At 37.3% G+C, this 18,799-nt stretch carries 15 protein-coding genes and 1 pseudogene; 14 read left to right on the forward strand and 2 right to left on the reverse strand.

Translation table 11 applies throughout. The features are described from left to right. The first annotated feature begins 50 nt into the window (after positions 1-50). The 9 genes and pseudogenes from D7I46_RS12345 to D7I46_RS12385 all read left to right on the forward strand — a co-directional run bounded on the left by D7I46_RS12345 (position 51) and on the right by D7I46_RS12385 (position 10,652). Positions 51-1,411, forward strand: a pseudogene (locus D7I46_RS12345) (amino acid permease). A 135-nt stretch (positions 1,412-1,546) separates the two neighbouring features. Further along, on the forward strand, positions 1,547-2,029 hold the full coding sequence (locus tag D7I46_RS12350) for an SRPBCC domain-containing protein (protein ID WP_205570819.1): 483 nt from the start codon (positions 1,547-1,549) through the stop codon (positions 2,027-2,029). A gap of 245 nt (positions 2,030-2,274) precedes the next feature. Further along, entirely contained in the window at positions 2,275-3,093 is an 819-nt protein-coding gene (locus D7I46_RS12355; RefSeq protein ID WP_162930910.1) for an ATP-binding cassette domain-containing protein, read from the forward strand. Positions 3,094-3,379: 286 nt separating this feature from the next. Then, positions 3,380-4,120, forward strand: a complete 741-nt coding sequence (locus D7I46_RS12360; protein ID WP_240424447.1) for an ABC transporter permease — start codon at positions 3,380-3,382, stop codon at positions 4,118-4,120. A gap of 850 nt (positions 4,121-4,970) precedes the next feature. Further along, positions 4,971-7,316 (forward strand): nitric-oxide reductase large subunit, encoded by a 2,346-nt coding sequence (locus D7I46_RS12365; RefSeq protein ID WP_120773146.1) that lies wholly within the window; start codon positions 4,971-4,973, stop codon positions 7,314-7,316. Positions 7,317-7,514: 198 nt separating this feature from the next. Then, the gene (locus tag D7I46_RS12370) at positions 7,515-7,940 is read left to right on the forward strand and encodes a hypothetical protein (RefSeq protein WP_120773147.1); all 426 of its coding nucleotides are present in this window, start codon (positions 7,515-7,517) and stop codon (positions 7,938-7,940) included. 253 nt (positions 7,941-8,193) lie between these two features. Continuing rightward, positions 8,194-9,087 (forward strand): NADPH-dependent FMN reductase, encoded by an 894-nt coding sequence (locus D7I46_RS12375; protein ID WP_120773384.1) that lies wholly within the window; start codon positions 8,194-8,196, stop codon positions 9,085-9,087. Continuing rightward, positions 9,087-10,064, forward strand: a complete 978-nt coding sequence (locus D7I46_RS12380) for an FAD:protein FMN transferase (RefSeq protein ID WP_120773148.1) — start codon at positions 9,087-9,089, stop codon at positions 10,062-10,064. The genes D7I46_RS12375 and D7I46_RS12380 overlap by 1 nt, the downstream gene beginning before the upstream one ends. Before the next feature lie 111 nt (positions 10,065-10,175). Beyond that, a complete protein-coding gene (locus D7I46_RS12385; protein WP_120773149.1) occupies positions 10,176-10,652 on the forward strand; it encodes a PAS domain-containing protein in 477 nt (158 codons plus the stop codon). A gap of 285 nt (positions 10,653-10,937) precedes the next feature. Here D7I46_RS12385 and lysS read toward each other — a convergent pair whose 3' ends face one another. Beyond that, a complete protein-coding gene (gene lysS, locus D7I46_RS12390; RefSeq protein ID WP_162930946.1) occupies positions 10,938-12,389 on the reverse strand; it encodes a lysine--tRNA ligase in 1,452 nt (483 codons plus the stop codon). Positions 12,390-12,559: 170 nt separating this feature from the next. Beyond that, the gene (locus tag D7I46_RS12395) at positions 12,560-13,615 is read right to left on the reverse strand and encodes a YeiH family protein (RefSeq protein WP_162930911.1); all 1,056 of its coding nucleotides are present in this window, start codon (positions 13,613-13,615) and stop codon (positions 12,560-12,562) included. 116 nt (positions 13,616-13,731) lie between these two features. Here D7I46_RS12395 and D7I46_RS12400 point away from each other — a divergent pair, with 116 nt between their 5' ends. From D7I46_RS12400 to D7I46_RS12420, 5 genes are all read left to right on the forward strand, one after another. Continuing rightward, entirely contained in the window at positions 13,732-14,562 is an 831-nt protein-coding gene (locus D7I46_RS12400) for a LysR family transcriptional regulator (RefSeq protein WP_120773152.1), read from the forward strand. A gap of 231 nt (positions 14,563-14,793) precedes the next feature. Next, on the forward strand, positions 14,794-16,014 hold the full coding sequence (thiI, locus tag D7I46_RS12405) for a tRNA uracil 4-sulfurtransferase ThiI (RefSeq protein WP_120773153.1): 1,221 nt from the start codon (positions 14,794-14,796) through the stop codon (positions 16,012-16,014). 372 nt (positions 16,015-16,386) lie between these two features. Next, complete coding sequence (locus D7I46_RS12410) at positions 16,387-17,796, forward strand: MFS transporter (RefSeq protein ID WP_120773154.1); 1,410 nt, start codon at positions 16,387-16,389, stop codon at positions 17,794-17,796. Positions 17,797-17,952: 156 nt separating this feature from the next. Next, complete coding sequence (locus tag D7I46_RS12415) at positions 17,953-18,237, forward strand: helix-turn-helix domain-containing protein (protein WP_120773155.1); 285 nt, start codon at positions 17,953-17,955, stop codon at positions 18,235-18,237. A 100-nt stretch (positions 18,238-18,337) separates the two neighbouring features. Beyond that, entirely contained in the window at positions 18,338-18,736 is a 399-nt protein-coding gene (locus D7I46_RS12420; protein WP_240424448.1) for a DUF2712 domain-containing protein, read from the forward strand. Positions 18,737-18,799 lie beyond the last annotated feature (63 nt).

Raw genomic sequence — 18,799 nt, forward strand, 5'->3', positions numbered from 1 at the left:
TGGAGAAGCAAAATCAGGTGAAGCGCAACCTTAAACAGCGCCATATTACAATGATTGCTCTGGGTGGCACGATTGGTACAGGTTTGTTTTTGACTTCTGGAGCGACGATTAGTCAAGCCGGACCGTGGGGTTCAGTACTTGCTTATGTTTTTATCGGGATTATGGTTTATTTTGTGATGACTTCATTGGGTGAGATGGCGACTTATCTTCCAACATCAGGTTCATTTTCTGACTATGGGGGAGATATGTTGATCCAGCGTTTGGTTTTGCTCTGGGGTGGAATTATTGGATTAATGGTGCAATTACAATCGCTGTTGATTTGACAACGGCTGGATTGATTACTCAATTTTGGTTTCCTCATATTCCTTCATGGATTTTTTCTGGAATTGCAACAATCTTGATTTTTGTGATTAATGTTCTTGCAGTGGGAGCTTTTGGTGAAACGGAATATTGGCTTTCAACGATAAAGGTAATCACTATTGTTCTATTTCTTATTATAGGTATTTTAACGATTGTAGGTGTTTTAGGACAAGGTAATGTTGATGTGGCAGCTAATTTGACTGCGGGCAATCATGGATTTGTTGGTGGTGTGTCTGGATTTGTTGGGGTATTGCTGATTGCAGGTTTTTCTTTTCAGGGAACAGAGCTACTTGGTGTAACTGCGGGAGAGTCAGAAAATCCTGGACAATCTATTCCGAAAGCGATGAATTCAATTTTCTGGCGGATTTTACTTTTTTATATTTTTTCAATCATTGTTATTGCGGCGATTATTAATTTTAAAGATCCGCGACTGCTCAATCCAAACTCAACGGCAGTAATGAGTCCATTTACTATTGTCTTTAAAAACATTGGTTTCGCACTTGCAGCTTCTGTGATGAATGCTGTGATTTTAACTTCGGTTATTTCTTCCGCAAACTCTGTGATGTATGCTTCTACGCGCATCCTTTATTCACTAGGTCAAGAGAATGGGGCACCAAAATTTTTTGGACGTACTGCTAAAAATGGTATTCCATTTTACGCTTTACTTGCGACAGCAGTCATTTGTTTTATCACATTTTTAACAGGAATTTTTGGAACTCAAATTTATCTATTTTTGGTAGATTTGTCATCACTGACAGGTTTTCTGGCTTGGCTTGGAATTTCTGTCAGTCACATTCGATTTCGTCGTGCCTATGTTGCACAAGGAAAAGATTTGAAAGACCTTCCTTATACAGCAAAATGGTTTCCTTTTGGACCAATGGTTGCGCTTTTGATGACTGCAGCTATTGCGATTAATTTGGATCCTTCTATGCTTTTTAGTAGTCATTGGGGGAAGGGCTTGCATTGTACGCTGCTATTCCAATCTTTCTTATTTTATATTTTGGATATAAATGGAAATATAATACAAAAATTATTCCGCTTGAAGAAGTAGATTTGAGCCGAGAAAAATAATAATGTATGATAAAATAAAAAACGAAAGCTCTTTTTACTTGCTGACAAAGTTGTCAGTAAATTTTCAGTGCTGACAGAAAACTGTCAGTAAATTATTTTGTGAAAAAGGAAAAAAATGATTGAAATAAATACACGGATGGAAATTTCGGCTCCCGCTTCGGAGATTTTTGATGCTTTTGTCAATCCTGAAAAGATAGGGAATTTTTGGTTTTCAAATAGTTCGGAACGTTGGGAAAAAGGAAAAACAATAATACTGAGCTATGAGGAATTTGAAGCTAATGTACCGATTCAAATCATGGATATTCGAGAAAATCGTCGAATTTTATTGACTTGGGGACCGATTTCTGATGAACGAGCAGTTACGATGAGTTTCACGCAGGTTGATGAGAAAACGATTGTTGAGGTGAAGGAAGTTGGTTTCCAAGAGTATGAACGGTTGCTGACAGATCCAGTCCTTGCTGAAGTTCGTACTTATGAATATGAGGAAATTATAAATAATCTAATGGGTGGAAAAGGAGGTTGGACTTTTGTTCTGGCTTGCTTGAAAGCTTATTTGGAAAATGGTGTGACGAGCTTACGAACAGGCTTGCTTCGCTGATGAAATAAATGCATCTTCGGATGCATTTTTGTTTGTCTTAATTTAGTAGTTGTTCTGCAATTAAGGTAGTCTAAGCAAACGAGTTTGATGAGAACGAACACGAACGTAGATTGGCGCACCATAGCGTGTTCTGGTGTGTTTTGCACATCAAAATGCGTAAAATGGTTTATCTATAATCAACAAAACTTGATTTGTATCAATTTTTTTACTGATGAAAAATGATAAATTCTATTTTGGAGAAAAAAATGAAAATTACGAATTTAGCCATTAAGTTTGGTGATAAGGAAGTGTTACAATCTATCAATTTGCAGGTCAATAAAGGTGAACGTATCGCGATTTTAGGGCAAAATGGTTCTGGAAAAACAACACTTTTAAACTTAATCAACAAAACTTTAGTACCCACAGCAGGAAAAATTGAGGACGAAGATTTTGAGATTAATAATCAAAATCGCTGTTATATCATGCAGCATGAGAATTTGCCGAGTGAGTTAAAGATTAAAGAAGCACTATACGTTTTGGCGCAAAGTCCAGAGAATTTTGAAAAGGGATTAGGACTTGCTGAACATTTTGATTTAACAAAAGCTTTGGATAAGCGATTTTCTAAACTTTCTGGTGGTGAAAAGCAGAAGTTGTTTTTGATTTCGGCGATACAAAATAATCCTGAATATTTCTTTCTTGATGAAATTACAACGGGGCTAGATTACAATTCCAGAGATGAACTATTGAGTTTTTTGTCAGAAGTTTTTGAAGAAAGTCAGGCGACACTTTTTCTTGTCACTCACTATATTGAAGAAGCTTTACGTCTGTGTAATCGTTTTGTTGTTGTTGCTAATGGGCGAATTACACAGGACTTTACACGTGATGAACTGGTTCAGACTAACTTTTCTTTGGTGCAATTTGACCGTTTACAAATTGGTCTGACAGAGGAGTTGATTGATGAAAAAACTTGGACTTATAAGATTTTAAAGGACAAAATGCCAGATATCTTGGAGACGAGATATGAGGAAATCACAAGATATGAACGTGATTTTGTAAGAAACCTTGGCGAAATCATTTCAGACTAAATGTGCGACGACTTATTTAACTATGTTTTGATACCAGCTTCAATAGCTCCAGTTGAAACTTTGACAGTAGTGTAAAGTTAAAGATAGCACTAGATTCGTCAATCTTTGCTTTGCAGTTTTAGGCGTTTAGTGAGATGGGACAGAACATTATTATTGAAAAAACATTGATTTGTATCAATTTTTTTACTGATAGAAAATGTTAAAATTTCTGTCAGTTTATTAGTGTCTAAAAATTAACCACTGGAAAGCTGTCAGTACACTGACAGAAATTAATAATTAATATAAAATGAATAATTTTTCAAAATATCTTATGATAGAACTCAAACTACGCTTCCGAGTTCCGATACAACTCTTTTTCGTTTTTGGTTTTCCAATCTTTCTGATGATTGCATTTTCGGTCATTTTTGCAAAAAATAATCCGAGTTATCTACAAGAAAATTTAGGCATTATCATGATGTATGCCGTGTTGTCGGCGAGTATTGCAAGTCTTTCGATAGAGATTTCTAAATATAACGCTGACCAATATTATTCGATGTTGGAGAGGCGCGGCGCCAATAAATATGTCTATCTTCTTGCCCAAATTTTAGGTTTTGTCCTTATTGTTTTTCTATCAAGCCTTGTTATTCTTGCGATTGCAGTGGTTGTCTATCATTATCAGCTTCCTAGATTTGGTGTAGTGCTCCTTTATTACGTGAAATTATACCTTTATGCCATTCCATTTTTCCTCATTTCTATTATTATTGGTTTTGGAGTTAAAAATCCTGCCATCGCGAGTAGTCTGGGACTACCCATTATGTTTGTCAGCTTCTTTCTATCAGGAATGATGATTCCATTTTCTCAAATGACAGGTATCATTCGAGTTATTTCCGCAAATTTCTTTCTGACACAACTTCTGTCAGCACTAACAGAAACGCTGACGCATCATTATTTATTGCAGCCCAATTGGTTGGAAATTTTGCTCAGTGTGGCTGTTATTTTGCTTTTGGCAATCTACACAATCAGACACAGATCGTTTGCAAAAAGATAGAAAGGAAAACAAAGTGAGAATAAAATTAAAAACCGACTATCCACCGTGGTTAGCGGAATTTCTGTAAGTTTAATATTTATCCTATGATTGATTTGTTGTAAAAATCGATAAAGATGCACCCTAACTTTAAAGGATAGGAACGATACAAGACACGCATGAGTGAATAACGGAATTAGAAATTATCAATAATTCTTGAATTTCTATCAAAACTGAGCTAAAAAATTTTCTGTCAGCATACTGACAAGTTTTCATAAAAATTATTTATCAATAAATCGGGTCTGTCATTAGTTTAAAATCTAATACTGGTTAATTTTTAAAAGGAACTTTTAGAAATTAAAGTTTGCGTTTACGCAAATTGTCTGTTGTGCAGCCACAAGGCAGTATATCTGTAGTTTAACTACTAAATTTGTAACGTAGATTGAGAGATAAACTAGTATAATCATCAAGTTTGGGTCGTTTAAACTCATAAAAGAAAACCGTACGTTTTAACCAACTGAGTTCACCATCCTTGGAGTCAGGCTCATATCTTAACCAACCAACTGAGTTCGAAAGGCTAGAAAAAAGTGAAAAAAGATAAAATCAACAACCTGCACAAGCGAAGAACGCGTATTTTCCTATTTTTCATTATTTCAAATCTAGCACCCCTCACATCTTGTAACTGAGTTCGTCCTCCTTGAAGATAGTGAAAAATTGTAAAATGGAACCGGTTCTTCGAGCAGATCTTCGTGGCTTCGCCACTACGCTGTCCGTTTGCTTAGCTGCTAAAGCAGCAAGAGCAAAAGGCAACCACATTTTCCATATTTTTCATGACTTCAGAACAGTCGGGCTCATATTTTAAAGGAGTAAACAAATGCAAAAGAACCCCTACGCGCGTTTGAGAAATGTGCTGTTTATCACATTGGTGATAACATTCTCAATCCTCATTGCTGGTGGTCTTTCAATTTTCAAAAATGAAGCACCCCGTCCTTCTCAAATTGTAAACGAGCAGGGCAAAACTTTAGCAACCAAAACGCAACTTATCTCAGGGCAAGCGACTTATGAGCGCTATGGGCTTGGTGACTATGGTTCATATCTTGGAGATGGCGCTTATCTTGGCCCTGACTACAGCTCAGAAGCGTTACATATTTACATTCAAGGAATGTATAAATATAAAGCCCAAAAGTTGTTCAATAAGAACTGGTCAGACCTTTCTGATATTCAGCAAGAAGGCATCAAAGGTCAAGTAGTCAAAGAAATCAAGAAAAATCGTTACAATACCAAAACTCACCAATTGGTCTTGACCGATGCACAAGCTGCAGGTTTCAAATATGAAGAACAATATTATCACAAAATGTTTATCAACAATCCTTCAGAAGCAGGCTTGCCAGAAAACTTGATTAAAGCACATAATACAGGGGCTTATCAAGCCAAAGGAAATCAAGTGGATTACCTCGCTGATTTCTTCTTCTGGGGTGCATGGTTATCTTCAACCGAGCGACCCGAAGGAGGCTCAACCTATACCAATAATTTCCCATATGACCTTGAAGCAGGGAATAATGTTTCGATGACGGCAATCACTTGGTCAGCGATTTCGGTAGCCATCCTTGTCGCGGGTCTTGGTATCATCATCTGGTACGAACGTCGCTACAATCTCGAGATGGCAGACCGTTATGCTGAGGGAGATTTGCCCATCATTGATGCAGATAAAGCAATCACAAGTTCACAACGTAAAGTTGCCAAATACCTTGTGATTGTCGTTCTCCTTTTCCTTGTTCAAATCATGCTTGGAGAATTAATGAGTCACTTCTACGCCGAAAATTCTTTCTTTGGTTGGAACATCCAAAATATCTTCCCATTTCCAATTGATTTGACATGGCATTTGCAACTCGTTATTTTCTGGGTAGCCACCTCTTGGCTAGCCACAGGAATTTACGTTGTTCCTCGTGTCCTTGGACGTGAACCTAAACGTCAAGGATTGCTCGTTGACTTATTATTTTGGGCATTAATTATTGTCGTCGCAGGTTCAATGCTTGGCGAATGGGCAGGGACAATGGGCTGGATGGGCAAAGTTTGGTGGCTCTTCGGACAATATGGCTGGAAATATATCGAACTAGGTAAATTCTGGCAAGTCCTCTTCATCATCGGAATGGTACTCTGGGCCGTCATCCTTGGTCGTGGATTTGTCCCCGCCATTCGTAAAAAAGCAAAAACGAGTTATCTTTTTGATAGAAAGCACTTAGCCACCATGCTTTTTGTCGGTGCGCTTGCTATTCCATCATTCTACGTGGCATCGCTCTTCATCATGCCCGACTCACACGTTACTTTCGCCGACTACTGGCGCTGGTGGATTGTCCATCTCTGGGTTGAGGGTGTCTTTGAAGTCTTCGCCGTCCTCCTCATTGGTTGGCTCATGGTTGATATGCGTTTGACGACCATCAAATCTACGATTCGTGCGCTCTATTTCCAAATGATTTTGCTCCTCGGCTCTGGTGTTGTTGGGATTGGGCACCATTACTACTGGATGGGCGATAACTCCATCTGGCTGGCGCTCGGCTCTTCATTTTCCGCCCTCGAAGTTGTCCCACTCTGTCTCTTGGTTTGGGAAGCTTATACGCACTATAAGGTTTACAAAGATTCAGGGGTAGAGTTCCCTTATAAAGGAACATTCATTTTCCTTGCAGCCACAGGATTGTGGAATGCTTTCGGTGCTGGTGCGCTTGGGTTCTTGATTAACTTGCCAGCAATTAGTTATTTTGAACATGGAACAACATGGACATCAGCTCATGCTCATGGCTCAATGGCTGGGGTTTACGGAATGTTCTCCATTGCAATCCTACTTTATACAATGCGTTCAGTATCTAAGAAAGAATATTGGACACCAAAACGAGAAAAAATGGTGGTCTGGTCCGCTTGGTTGACAAATATGGGACTTCTTGGGATGCTAGTGATTACTCTACTTCCAGTAGGATATATGCAGTTGACAGATGCAGTTGAACACGGTTATTGGCACGCTCGCTTAACAAGTTTTTACCATAGCCCACTTGTTTCAGGATTGTTATGGGCACGAATGCTTCCAGACCTTGTGTTTACAGCAGGAGTTATTGTTTTGATTATCATTGTTGTTGGAGCTTTCTTCAATCTGAAACCAGCAGAAAACGAACAACATGAAAAAGAATCAAAGATTGTACTGGATGAACTTGCAGCAGAAAATACGTAATTAGTATAAATTGGTTTGTCTGCGTAGAAGCTGCTTTTATACTAATTCGATGTCTAGATAGACATGAATCAGTATATTTAAAAATTGTTTAATATGCTGTAAAATGAGAAAAATTGACATTGTAGTTAAAGTCCAGAGCGCAATAGCCGCTTTAAAATCTTGTCAGTTCTTAAAGTAGCTAGCATAGTGATAGGAAAAATGAAAAAATACTTTTTTAAAAGCTTAGTCGTATTATATATTTTAAGTTATTTATTACCTTACATGAAGCTAATAAGTGTGGAAACTTATCGCTTTCAAGCACATTTTGGATTTGAATTTGTAAAGAAAAATTGGGTCATGTATTTGATTTTAGTCCTCTTGTTCATCTTTTATTACATCATGCGTGGAAAAAATAGAATTTATAATATTTTCGTTGGCATATCTTTTACAGTGGTTAGTGTATTTACGTATAGTCAAGTTTTACATTTAGACGCTACAAATGTAGGAAATTCTTTAAATATGATGGGAAAGCTCTTACTTCCAGGATATTATATCAGCACTTTATTTGGCTTACTTATAGGTATTTTATTAATGAACGAAGCTTTAAACCTTCCAGACAATAAGAAAAAGAAACTCGCACAATAAATGTGGGAGTTTTTATTATGAAATGTTTTTGTAAAATAACAACTGAGTTATGTTACAGATAAAATAAGAAAAAATCGGTATTGAACCTAATAAATGTAGAGCTAAAAATACATAATGTAAACATTAAAATACTTTTAAAATCTGCTAGAAACAAATCATTTGACAAAACAACATAATGTTGAATATCTTCTTGACAAAGTTAGTGAAAAGGAATACAATTACAATGTATTTACAAAGCGAAAGAGGAAATGGGATGAAATATATCGCCATTGTCGGCACCAATGCTAGCTTTTCGTACAATCGAAAGTTACTTTGGTATATGAAAAAACACTTCAACAACCAAGCACAAATTGAAGTTGTTGAGATTACAGATGTACCACTTTTTTGTGAGGACATCGAAGAAATCCCCACCAAAGTTCTAGAAATTGCAAGAGCAATCGAGGAAGCTGATGGTGTGATTTTTTCAACACCTGAGTATGACCACTCTATCACTGCAGGATTAAAATCGCTGATTGAATGGCTTTCATGGGGTTCACTTCATCCCTTGACGAATACACCTGTCATGATTGTTGGTGTGTCATTGGGGAATATGGGAACTGTCTTTGCGCAAGAAAATTTGCGCCAAATTCTTAGTTCACCAGGTCTTGATGCTTTTGTTTTACCATCAAATCAGTTTTTATTAGGGCGCGCAGCAGAGTCTTTCAATAGTCGTGATGAGTTAGTAGATGAACGAACAATTGGTTGGTTGGAGCATTGCTTTTTAAACTTTGTGACTTATACAAAGACCTTGAAACCAATGCGAGCATTAGCAACGGACCGTACAGGAGCATCATCTAGTAAAAATCAAGAAGAAAAAGTACCACTCCTTGAAGAAGGAGAGGGTTGGTGGATTGAAGATACTAATCTTGGATTCCCAGTGATTTCAGATGCTGATACGGGGGCTTCAGAATATGAGGAACCTGATGAAGCGGTAAAATCAGTCTATGCACAAATTCTCGAAGAGGGTGATGGTTGGTGGATTGAAGAAATTGGACTTCATTCGGGAGCTAAAGAAGATGGAGCAACTTCGGCATCTAAATCAACTCATGGTAAAGTTGCAGATGCTAAAGGACAGCCTGATACTTCAACAGGTGCATCAGAACACTAATGGAAAAATTAGACAAGATTGCAACAAAGAAAATATCAAAGCGATATAGGGCATTAGGGACAGTCATTGATTTAACAATCTATGGAACAACTGATGAACAGTTGTTGGATGATGGCTTTCGTCTCATCAAATATTATGAGGATATTTTTACAGTTAACCGTGAACAATCAGAACTGATGATGGTCAATGATGCAGCGGGTATTAGCGCTGTGCAAGTTTCGGATCCAGTGTATCAGTTGACAAAAATTGCAGTGGGAAAAAGTCAAGAGCATTTTGGTTTCAATGCAGCAATTGGTCCTTTAGTTAAATTATGGCATATTGGATTTTCGGATGCTAGACTCCCTCAGCAATCAGAGATTGATGAATATCTTAAATTAATCAGCCCCGATGAGATTATTCTTAATGATGAAGAATTTTCTATTTTTCTTCCCAAAAAAGGGATGGAAATTGATTTGGGAGGTATTGCAAAAGGATATATCGCTGACCGAGTTCAAGACTTATGGCGAGCGCATGGGATTTCTTCTGGAATGATTAATCTCGGTGGGAATCTAATTTTGATGGGAGAAGCTCCTCATCAAAAAAATAGAAAGTGGCGCGTTGGAATTCGCAATCCACTCAATAATAATGGTATTTCTATCGCTCAAATATTAACAAGGGAGAGTTCAGTTGTGACTTCTGGTATCGCAGAGCGACATATGGAAGTAGATGGAAAATCCTACCATCATATTATTGACCCTGAAACGGGCTATCCACACAATAATCAGATTGCAAGTGTTACAGTTTTATCAAAACGCTCAATTGATGGTGAGATTGAGACGACAAGACTGTTTTTCGCAAATCAACCGATTGAGAATTGGCTAGAGAATCATCCAGATGTCTATGGAGCAATCTTTATTAGCCGAGACAAAAAGATAAAGGTAGTCGGAATACCTCAAAGTCAAGTCTATATTGCTGATTCGAGCTTTGAATTTGAATAAAAATATAAAGAAAAGATGAACAAAACTGTAATCTAGGAGTATGAGAAGCATCTGGATAATGCTCCTTACCTAGAAATAGATATGCTTATGTTTAAAACGGAGAGATAAGAAATGAAAGAACGTAATTTGATAGAAGAAGATGCCAAAACTTTTTTTGAGGATGGTTTCGTGAATTTCCCCACAGGTAAGATGAATTTACACTTATTGCGCCAAGTATTAAACACTATTCCATTTGAAATTGACCTTATTGATGCCAATGATGAATTTGTTTACTTTACTGACGGAGAAAAACGGATGCACCAACGTTTTGTTGAACAGTTAGGTAAAAATTTACTTGAACTGCATCCAGAAAAACCAGAACGCATTCGTCCAACGGTCAAGAAAATTTTGGAAAGTTTCCATGATGGTTCAGCTGACCACTATGAACAATGGTTCCCAATGGGAGAACATACTTGCTATATTAATTATTATGCGATTCGTGATATTGATGGAACTTATTTGGGGTGTATGGAATTTACAGGAGACATCAAACGTATTCAAGGATTCCGTGGTGTTCGCACCCCTCATAATTCTGGTAAATCAGAATAATTTAACAGTATAAGGGTTCTGTCAGTGCTGACAGAATCTTTTTTTCTTACTGACAAACCACAAAAATAATTCTTGTCAGTACTGATAGTTTTTGAGAATGACTTTGTCAGTGGTATTTTACAAAATTGAAGAGATTACTTCATTAGTAGGGAATTTTTTCTTCCCTACTAATATTAGTAGAATAATCTGCTAGAGTTTCCGCCTAAAAGATGGAGGAGTTTTAGCAGTCACTTGCTTGGTTAAACTAAAAAATACTCTCATCAGTCCTGACGAGAGTATTTTTTATTATTTCATTGTTGGGAAGAGTAAAACGTCACGGATTGAAGTTGTACCTGTGAAAAGCATGACCAAACGGTCAATCCCGATACCGAGTCCGCCTGTCGGTGGCATACCATGCTCAAGAGCTTCAACATAATCATAGTCAATGCCTGTTGCTTCGTCATCACCCAATTCTTTATCACGAGCTTGAGCCTCAAAGCGTTCAAGCTGGTCAATCGGATCATTTAACTCGCTAAAAGCATTGGCAAATTCATGTCCATCAATGAAAAACTCAAAACGATCAGTGAAACGTGGATCTTCTTTGTTCATCTTGGCAAGCGGCGAGATTTCTTTTGGATGACCAAAAACGAAAGTCGGCTGAATTAATGTTTCTTCAATATATTTCTCGAAAAATTCATTAATGATATGCCCAATTGTGAAATGTTTTTCGACATGAATATCGTGTTGCTCCGCCAATTTGACCGCTTCATCAAAAGTCATTTCTTGCCAGAAGTCCACGCCTGTAGATTCTTTGATGGCATCGACCATGTGGACACGACGATATTTGCCGCCGACATTGATTTCTTTGCCATTGTACTCGATGACTTCTTTGCCGACAATCGTTTTAGCAACGTGTTGGAAAATGCCTTCTGTTAAATCCATGATATCATTAAAATCGGCATAAGCCTCATAACTCTCAAGCATGGTAAACTCAGGATTATGTGTTTGGTCCATTCCTTCATTGCGGAAAACTCGCCCAATTTCATAGACTTTTTCCATGCCACCGACAATCAGACGTTTTAGGTAAAGTTCCAAGGCAATACGCAGCGCCATATCAAAGTCCAAAGCATTATGGTGGGTGTAAAATGGTTTCGCAGCAGCACCACCAGCTTCATTGTGCAAAACGGGAGTTTCTACTTCAAGATAACCACGACCATCCATGTAACGACGAATTTCGCTAATGATTTTTGAACGGGTCAAGAAGCGTTCAAAACTTTCACGATTTGAAATCAAGTCTAAATAACGTTTGCGATAGCGTGTTTCAGTATCGGTCAAACCATGAAATTTTTCTGGAAGTGGGCGAAGGGCTTTAGAAAGGAAAGTAACCTTTTTTGCTTTAATCGAAAGTTCGCCCATATCAGTCTTCATGATTTCGCCCTCAACACCAAGAAAATCCCCGAGATCCGCTTTTTTAAAGATTTCGTAGTTTTCATCGCCGACTTCATCTTTGCGGACATAGAGTTGAATCTGGCCTTCACGGTCTTGGAGATGGGCAAAACCAACTTTCCCTTTTCCACGTTTTGTCATCAAACGACCAGCAACGACTCCTTGAAGTTCAAACTCATGAAGCTCTTCTTTGGTTTTGTCATCATATGCTGCGTGGAGTTCAGCAGAGTTATGTGTACGTGTAAATTTATGTCCAAATGGGTCAATTCCTGCTTCGCGCAGATTTTCCATTTTTTCGCGACGGACTTTCATTTGGTCATTAAGTTCTTCAATTTCAGCCAAAATATAGCTCCTTGTAAATTTTATTCTCTCTATTTTATCACATTTTTACCGATTTTACAGCCAAAAATTGATAGAAATGAAGCTGTTTGAAAGCAAATAATGAAAAACCAGTCAAATTTTAATGACTGATTTTTTAATTATTAAATCCGCGCCCCAAGTCCCAAAGAAATACAAACCAACACCACTAAAATAATGATAATGGTACTGAATAAACCAAGAAGTAGCGGTTTAAAGCCAAGTTTTCGTAGAGATTTGATATGAACCCCAAGACCTAGTGCAAACATTGCAGTAGTAAGAAAAAATTGTTGGAGCAACTTGATATTTGCAGCAATAGGTTTTGGAATGACATTGAGTGTTGCAATAAACATCAGGATAATAAATCCAACAACAAACAAAGGTAAAAGGGCAGGACGTTTAACTTTTGTGCCCTCTTGATAGAGTTCATGTTTATCAATAATCTCAACTTCTTTACGACGGAAAATTCCGAGTAAAAAAACAACTGGAGCAAGTAAGGCGACTCTAAAGAGTTTGACTAAGATTGCAGTAGTTAATAATGCACCACCACCAGCAATTCCAGCGGCAGCAGCAGCCTGAGCGACTTCATGAGTTGAACCTCCGATAAGAGTGGCACCATTTCCTAAACTCATACCAAGCAAATGATAAATAAGAGGACCAACACCAATCATAATTGTTCCAAACAGAACGACCAATGCGACGGCAGCAGCCACTTTTTCTTCGGTTGCCTTGACAGTACCTTGGATTCCAGCAACAGCAGCAGCGCCACAAATTGAAAATCCAGAGGCAATGAGTGTAACTAAATCCTCATCAATACCTAACAAACGTCCGAGGAAGAAAGTCGCAACAAAAGTAATGGATACGGCGCAGATATCTGTTATAATGACTCCCCACCCTAGCCCAAGTACTGTTGACAAAGAAACTTGAAGTCCTAAAAGTGCAACTCCCCAACGCAGTAAACGCTTTGCAGCTACACCAATTCCTGGTTCGAGAGTTTCTGGAATAGATAAAAGATTGCGAGCAGCGAATCCCAATAAAATTGCCAATAAATTTGCACTGAGGGCTGGAAAATAGACACCTTCAATCATACAAGCAAGACCAATAATGGCACAAATGATTAATCCAGGCCAAATATTTCTTTTTAGAGTTTGGACAGGAGATTTTGCGGTAGGAGTTCCCAATCTTTCTATGTGAAAAGATTTCTTTATAAAATTATTCATAGAGTGATTATAGCGCGCTTGAGTTTATTTGTAAAATAAATTATAATAATCATATTGATTAAAAAAGGTAATTAAAGATGTTTTCATTATTTAAAACTTTTGTTGCAGTGTATGAGACTAAAAGCTTCACTCGTGCAGCACAACAGCTCTATTTCTCGCAGCCAACGGTTACGGTGCGAATCAAAAAACTAGAAGAAGAACTAGGTACTTCCCTTTTCTTCAGAGGAAAAAATCATGAAGTTATCCCAAGCGAAGCGGCAAACCAGCTCTACAGCAGGGTTGTAGATTTACTGGAGCAATGGTCAAAAATAGAGCGGGAGCTCCAGCAGAACACTTCTAAACGACAGTCATTTAAAGTTGCAGTATCTCATAGTGTGGCTGGCAGTGTAATGCCTCAAATTTTTCAAGAATTTATGCCAGAGATTAATCATTTAGAGATGGAAATTTCAACTTTTAATTCAGATAAAGTTTTTGATTTAGTTTCTAATCATGAGTTGCATTTGGGAATTATTGAAAAACCTTTGATGGGAGCGCGGACTAACACTTTTCCTATTTATGATGACGAGTTGGTACTTGCAGGGAATCTTGAATCGGATTTATTTTTTATTCGTGAAAAAGGTTCTGGGGTCAACCATTATACAGAACAATTTTTGAAAGAGTGTGAGAGTATTCCGAAAAACATCGTTACAATGAACAGTAACGAGTTGATTGTTAACCATCTGAATGCTGGACTTGGTGCTTCAATCATATCAAAACGCTTTATTGATAATGAAATTCCCTTTGTAAGACTAGGAGAGAAATATAAGCGGGTATTTTATGGTGTGACTTATCTTGATGAGCACCAACCTTCTATAAAAAAATTAACCGAGCGTATTAGAAAACTAGGAATGAAATCAAAAGAAGATTGAAAAAACAAAAGTTAGAAAATATACTTTGAATTTTCGATAGATAGAACATAGTTTTATTATTTTTTGGTATAATTGAGTTCGCATGATTATAAATGAGTAAAAAAGAGAAATTCCAGAACCTTTGCTACGCAAAGAACCTTGAAATTTCCTATTTTTCATCATTTTTTGGTAATCATGCTCACATCTCGATATAATTGAATTCGCAGAAAAAATCTGAAAGAAATAGGAAATATGGTAGTTTACGACGAAATTATGGTTCGCTATGGTGAACTTTCAACGAAGGGGAAAAATCGAGGATTTTTTATCAATCGTTTGGCAAAGAACATTCGAGAAGTTTTATCTGATATTGAATCGCTTAAAATTACGGCGGTACGCGATAGAGCGCATATTGAGTTGAATGGGGCAGATTATGAAGAAGTTTCTCGCCGCTTAACAAAAGTATTCGGTATCCAAAATTTTTCACCATCAATCAAGGTAGAAAAATCAGTTCCAGCTTTGAAAGAAGCTGTGGTCGGATTGTTTGGCGAAATTTATCAGAAGGGTCTTACTTTCAAAATCGCAGCAAAACGTGCAGACCATGGTTTTGAGTTAGATTCAACGGAACTTAATTTGACTTTGGGTGATGTTGTCTTTGATCATTTTGAATATGCAGCGGTACAAATGAAAAGGCCTGATATTACATTACGTGTAGAAATTAGGCAAGATGCAGCTTATCTTAGCTATGAAACGCTTAAAGGTGCGGGTGGGATGCCTGTTGGGACGGCTGGACGTGGTCATCTTATGCTTTCTGGTGGAATTGACTCACCTGTTGCAGGATATTTAGCACTCAAACGTGGTGTTGAAATTGAGGCGGTTCATTTTGCATCACCTCCTTATACCTCGCCTGGTGCGCTTAAGAAAGCGAAGGATTTAGCTGCGAAATTGACTGTTTTTGGTGGTTCAATTACATTTATTGAAGTACCATTTACGGAGATTCAAGAAGAAATTAAAAGTAAGGCTCCACAGGCTTATTTGATGACACTAACAAGACGTTTTATGATGCGTGTGGTTGATTGTATCCGTGAAGAGCGCGGAGGAAAAGTGATTATCAATGGAGAATCTTTGGGGCAGGTGGCAAGTCAAACACTTGGTTCAATGTCAGTCATCAATGAAGTGACTACTACGCCAGTCATCCGCCCTGTTGTTACGATGGATAAGATTGAGATAATTGATATTGCTGAGAAGATTGATACTTTCAATCTTTCAATCTTACCTTTTGAAGATTGTTGTACTGTTTTTGCACCACCAAGCCCTAAGACAAATCCTAAACTTGAAAATTGCCTTCAATATGAAGCACGCTTGGATGTTGAGGGAATGGTTGAGCGAGCGGTGGCTGGTATTATGCTTACGACCATTACTGGTGAAAACTGGAATCAGGAAGAGTCTGTTGAAGAGTTTGCTGACTTGCTTTAATTCAAATAATCCTGCGGATAGCAGGGTTTTTACATATACAAACAAACTATGAATCATAGCCTAAGCTTGACAAAGTGTTAAAACAAGACTATAATTACTAACGGTATTAATTAAAATGAAATAATTAAGAAATAAAAATAAATTTATCCTTATATGATACTAGACTAATTTTAAAATATTTCATTTCATAGTTAGTCTGATAAGTGACTGCTTTTGGAGCGATGCATTAAAATAGTGGTTGTAAAACAAAAAATAGATAAATAAAAGTAATGGCTAGATTACCTCTAATTTTGGTTTCTAGCTATCATTTTTTTGTTTATGGGCATAATAGCGTATGAGAGGATTTATATCTTGAAAGAAGGGATTTTTTAAATGTCAGACAGAATAAAAGCTTTAATTGCACTGGGAGTTTTTACATTTATGTCAACCTTGGATGGGTCAATTGTGAATATTGCTTTGCCAACGATGTCGCGTGAACTTCATGTTTCTACTTCACAGATTACTTGGGTGGTAACAATTTATCTTATTGTTATCTCCGCAGTTGTGCTTATTTTTGGACGACTGGGTGATTTGATTGGAAAATCGAGAGTTGCTCGGATTGGTTGGGGAATTTTTATTATTGGTTCATTTTTAGCGGGACTGAATTTTGGTTGGGGCCTTGGTTTCTTACTTCTTGCGCGTGTGATTCAGGCTATTGGTGGCGCAATGTTTATGGCCACTGGGTTTGGGATTATTTCTGAAATTTTTCCTGCTGAAAGTCGAGCAAGGGCGCTATCTATCTCGGCAATGTTTGTATCGGTCGGATCGATTGCAGGGCCTGCGCTTGGAGGTTTGATTCTTCAAGTCGCAAGTTGGAATTATATTTTTTGGATAAATGTGCCGATTGGGATTGTTGCTTGGATTTTTGGGAGTCGGGCTTTGCCAACGGAAAAATCGCATGGAAAATGGTCAGATGTTGATGTGGCAGGTGGAACACAGATGACTGCAGTGATTGTTTTGCTTTTCTTGGCGCTGAACTTCGGGCAGACTTTGGGCTGGACTAATCCTATTATTATTATTGCTGTGATACTTGGAATTGTACTTTTTGTTAGTTTCATCATGACAGAAAAAAGAGTTGAAAAACCTTTGCTTGATCTTGGGATTTTTAAGTCAAAACTGTTTTCATTAAGTATTATTATGGCGCTTTTAAACTTCACTGTCGGGATGTTTTCAAGTATTCTTTTGCCATTTTATCTTCAAGATTATCGCGCTTATGGGCCCGGTATTGCGGGGTTGATTATGATGGCCTATCCTGTTGCGATGCTGATTTTTAGTCCGATTGCGGGTTCGGTGGCGGACAAGATGGATAAGGAAATTGTTACTTTTGTTGGGATTTCTGGGATTGTCTTATCACAGGTGGGTTATCTGATGATTAATCCACATTCTGCGCCGTGGTTGGTTATTATGATTTTATTTGTTCAGGGAATGTCAATGGGAATTTTCCAAAGTCCGAATAATGCACTCATCATGAGTACGGTTGAGCGAAAATATCTTGGTATTGCAGGTTCAGTTAATTCACTCGCACGAAATGTGGCTTTTGTACTGGGTACCTCACTTGCAACTCTGATTTTATTTACTGCTATGTCAAGTCAATTAGGCTATAAAGTGACCACTTATCTTGCTGACAAGCCAGATATTTTCTTACACGGATTTCATGTTGCCTTTTATTTCTCAGCGTTTTTGGTGTTAATTACTTGGTTCTTGGGTCTTTTCAGATTGATGGGAAGAAAGAAAAAGGTTTGATAACGGTCAATTTGGCCGTTTTTTATATTATTAGTTTTTTATGATTAAATTTCATATTAATAATTTTTGAGTGTAGATGAATGCTAGGAAGAATTAGGTAAATATTTAAAAAAATGATATACTGATAGCGTAAAAATTTTGTCAAAGGGAGTGAGTATGGAGAATGAATTCGATAAGATAGAACCAATCATAGAAAGTATTGTTTTAGGAAAAGTTATAAAAGAGTATCGAAAAGCTAGCGGTTGGAGCCAATCAAAGCTTGCAGATAAGCTATTTTTTACTAAATCAACGGTTTGTGATTGGGAGAAGGGACGAACAGAACCAAATTTTGAAACATTAACTAAGCTCATAAAATTACTTCATATTGATGTCATAAAACTTTTTGGACTTTTATCCATTCTTTCATTGTTAGGTGATGATTTAGTTGAATTTTTATTTTAAAAATACGAATTTTCCGTATTTTCTTATATTGACTAGGGTAATCTATAGGGTTATAATTATTTTGTAAACGTTTACTAAAATAAAATGTTGGAGAGAAATTATGAAAAAAACAATTGCTTGTTTTGTAGTTGGAGGTGTACTTCTTGCTGGAGTAACACCAGTATTTGCAAACAATCATACGGATAGGGCTTGGGGTGGGACACTACCTCTACTTCAGGCGAATCACTATACTAATGCTTATCAAAAAACAGATACTTCTTCAGGATATATTAAATTAAATACTATAGGCAAAGGTGGAATTAATGCTTATATGCAACTCTATGATGGTACGAGTGTTAATTCTCCAAAAGTCAATCTTAAAGCGGGTCAATCTAAGTATGTTATCAATTATGCTTATGAAAATTACGGTCAGGTAAATGTTCGGATGGCTGTAGAGTCAGATTATCTTAATGTCGTGACAATTGAGGCACATGGGGTTTGGAGTCCAGATTCTGTTTAAAATGATAAATGTTATAGATATTTCATGGTTTAAGAGTTTCATGTAGAAATGATGGGACTCTTT

This window comes from Lactococcus allomyrinae (genome assembly GCF_003627095.1).
GTDB classification, from domain to species: Bacteria; Bacillota; Bacilli; order Lactobacillales; family Streptococcaceae; genus Lactococcus; species Lactococcus allomyrinae.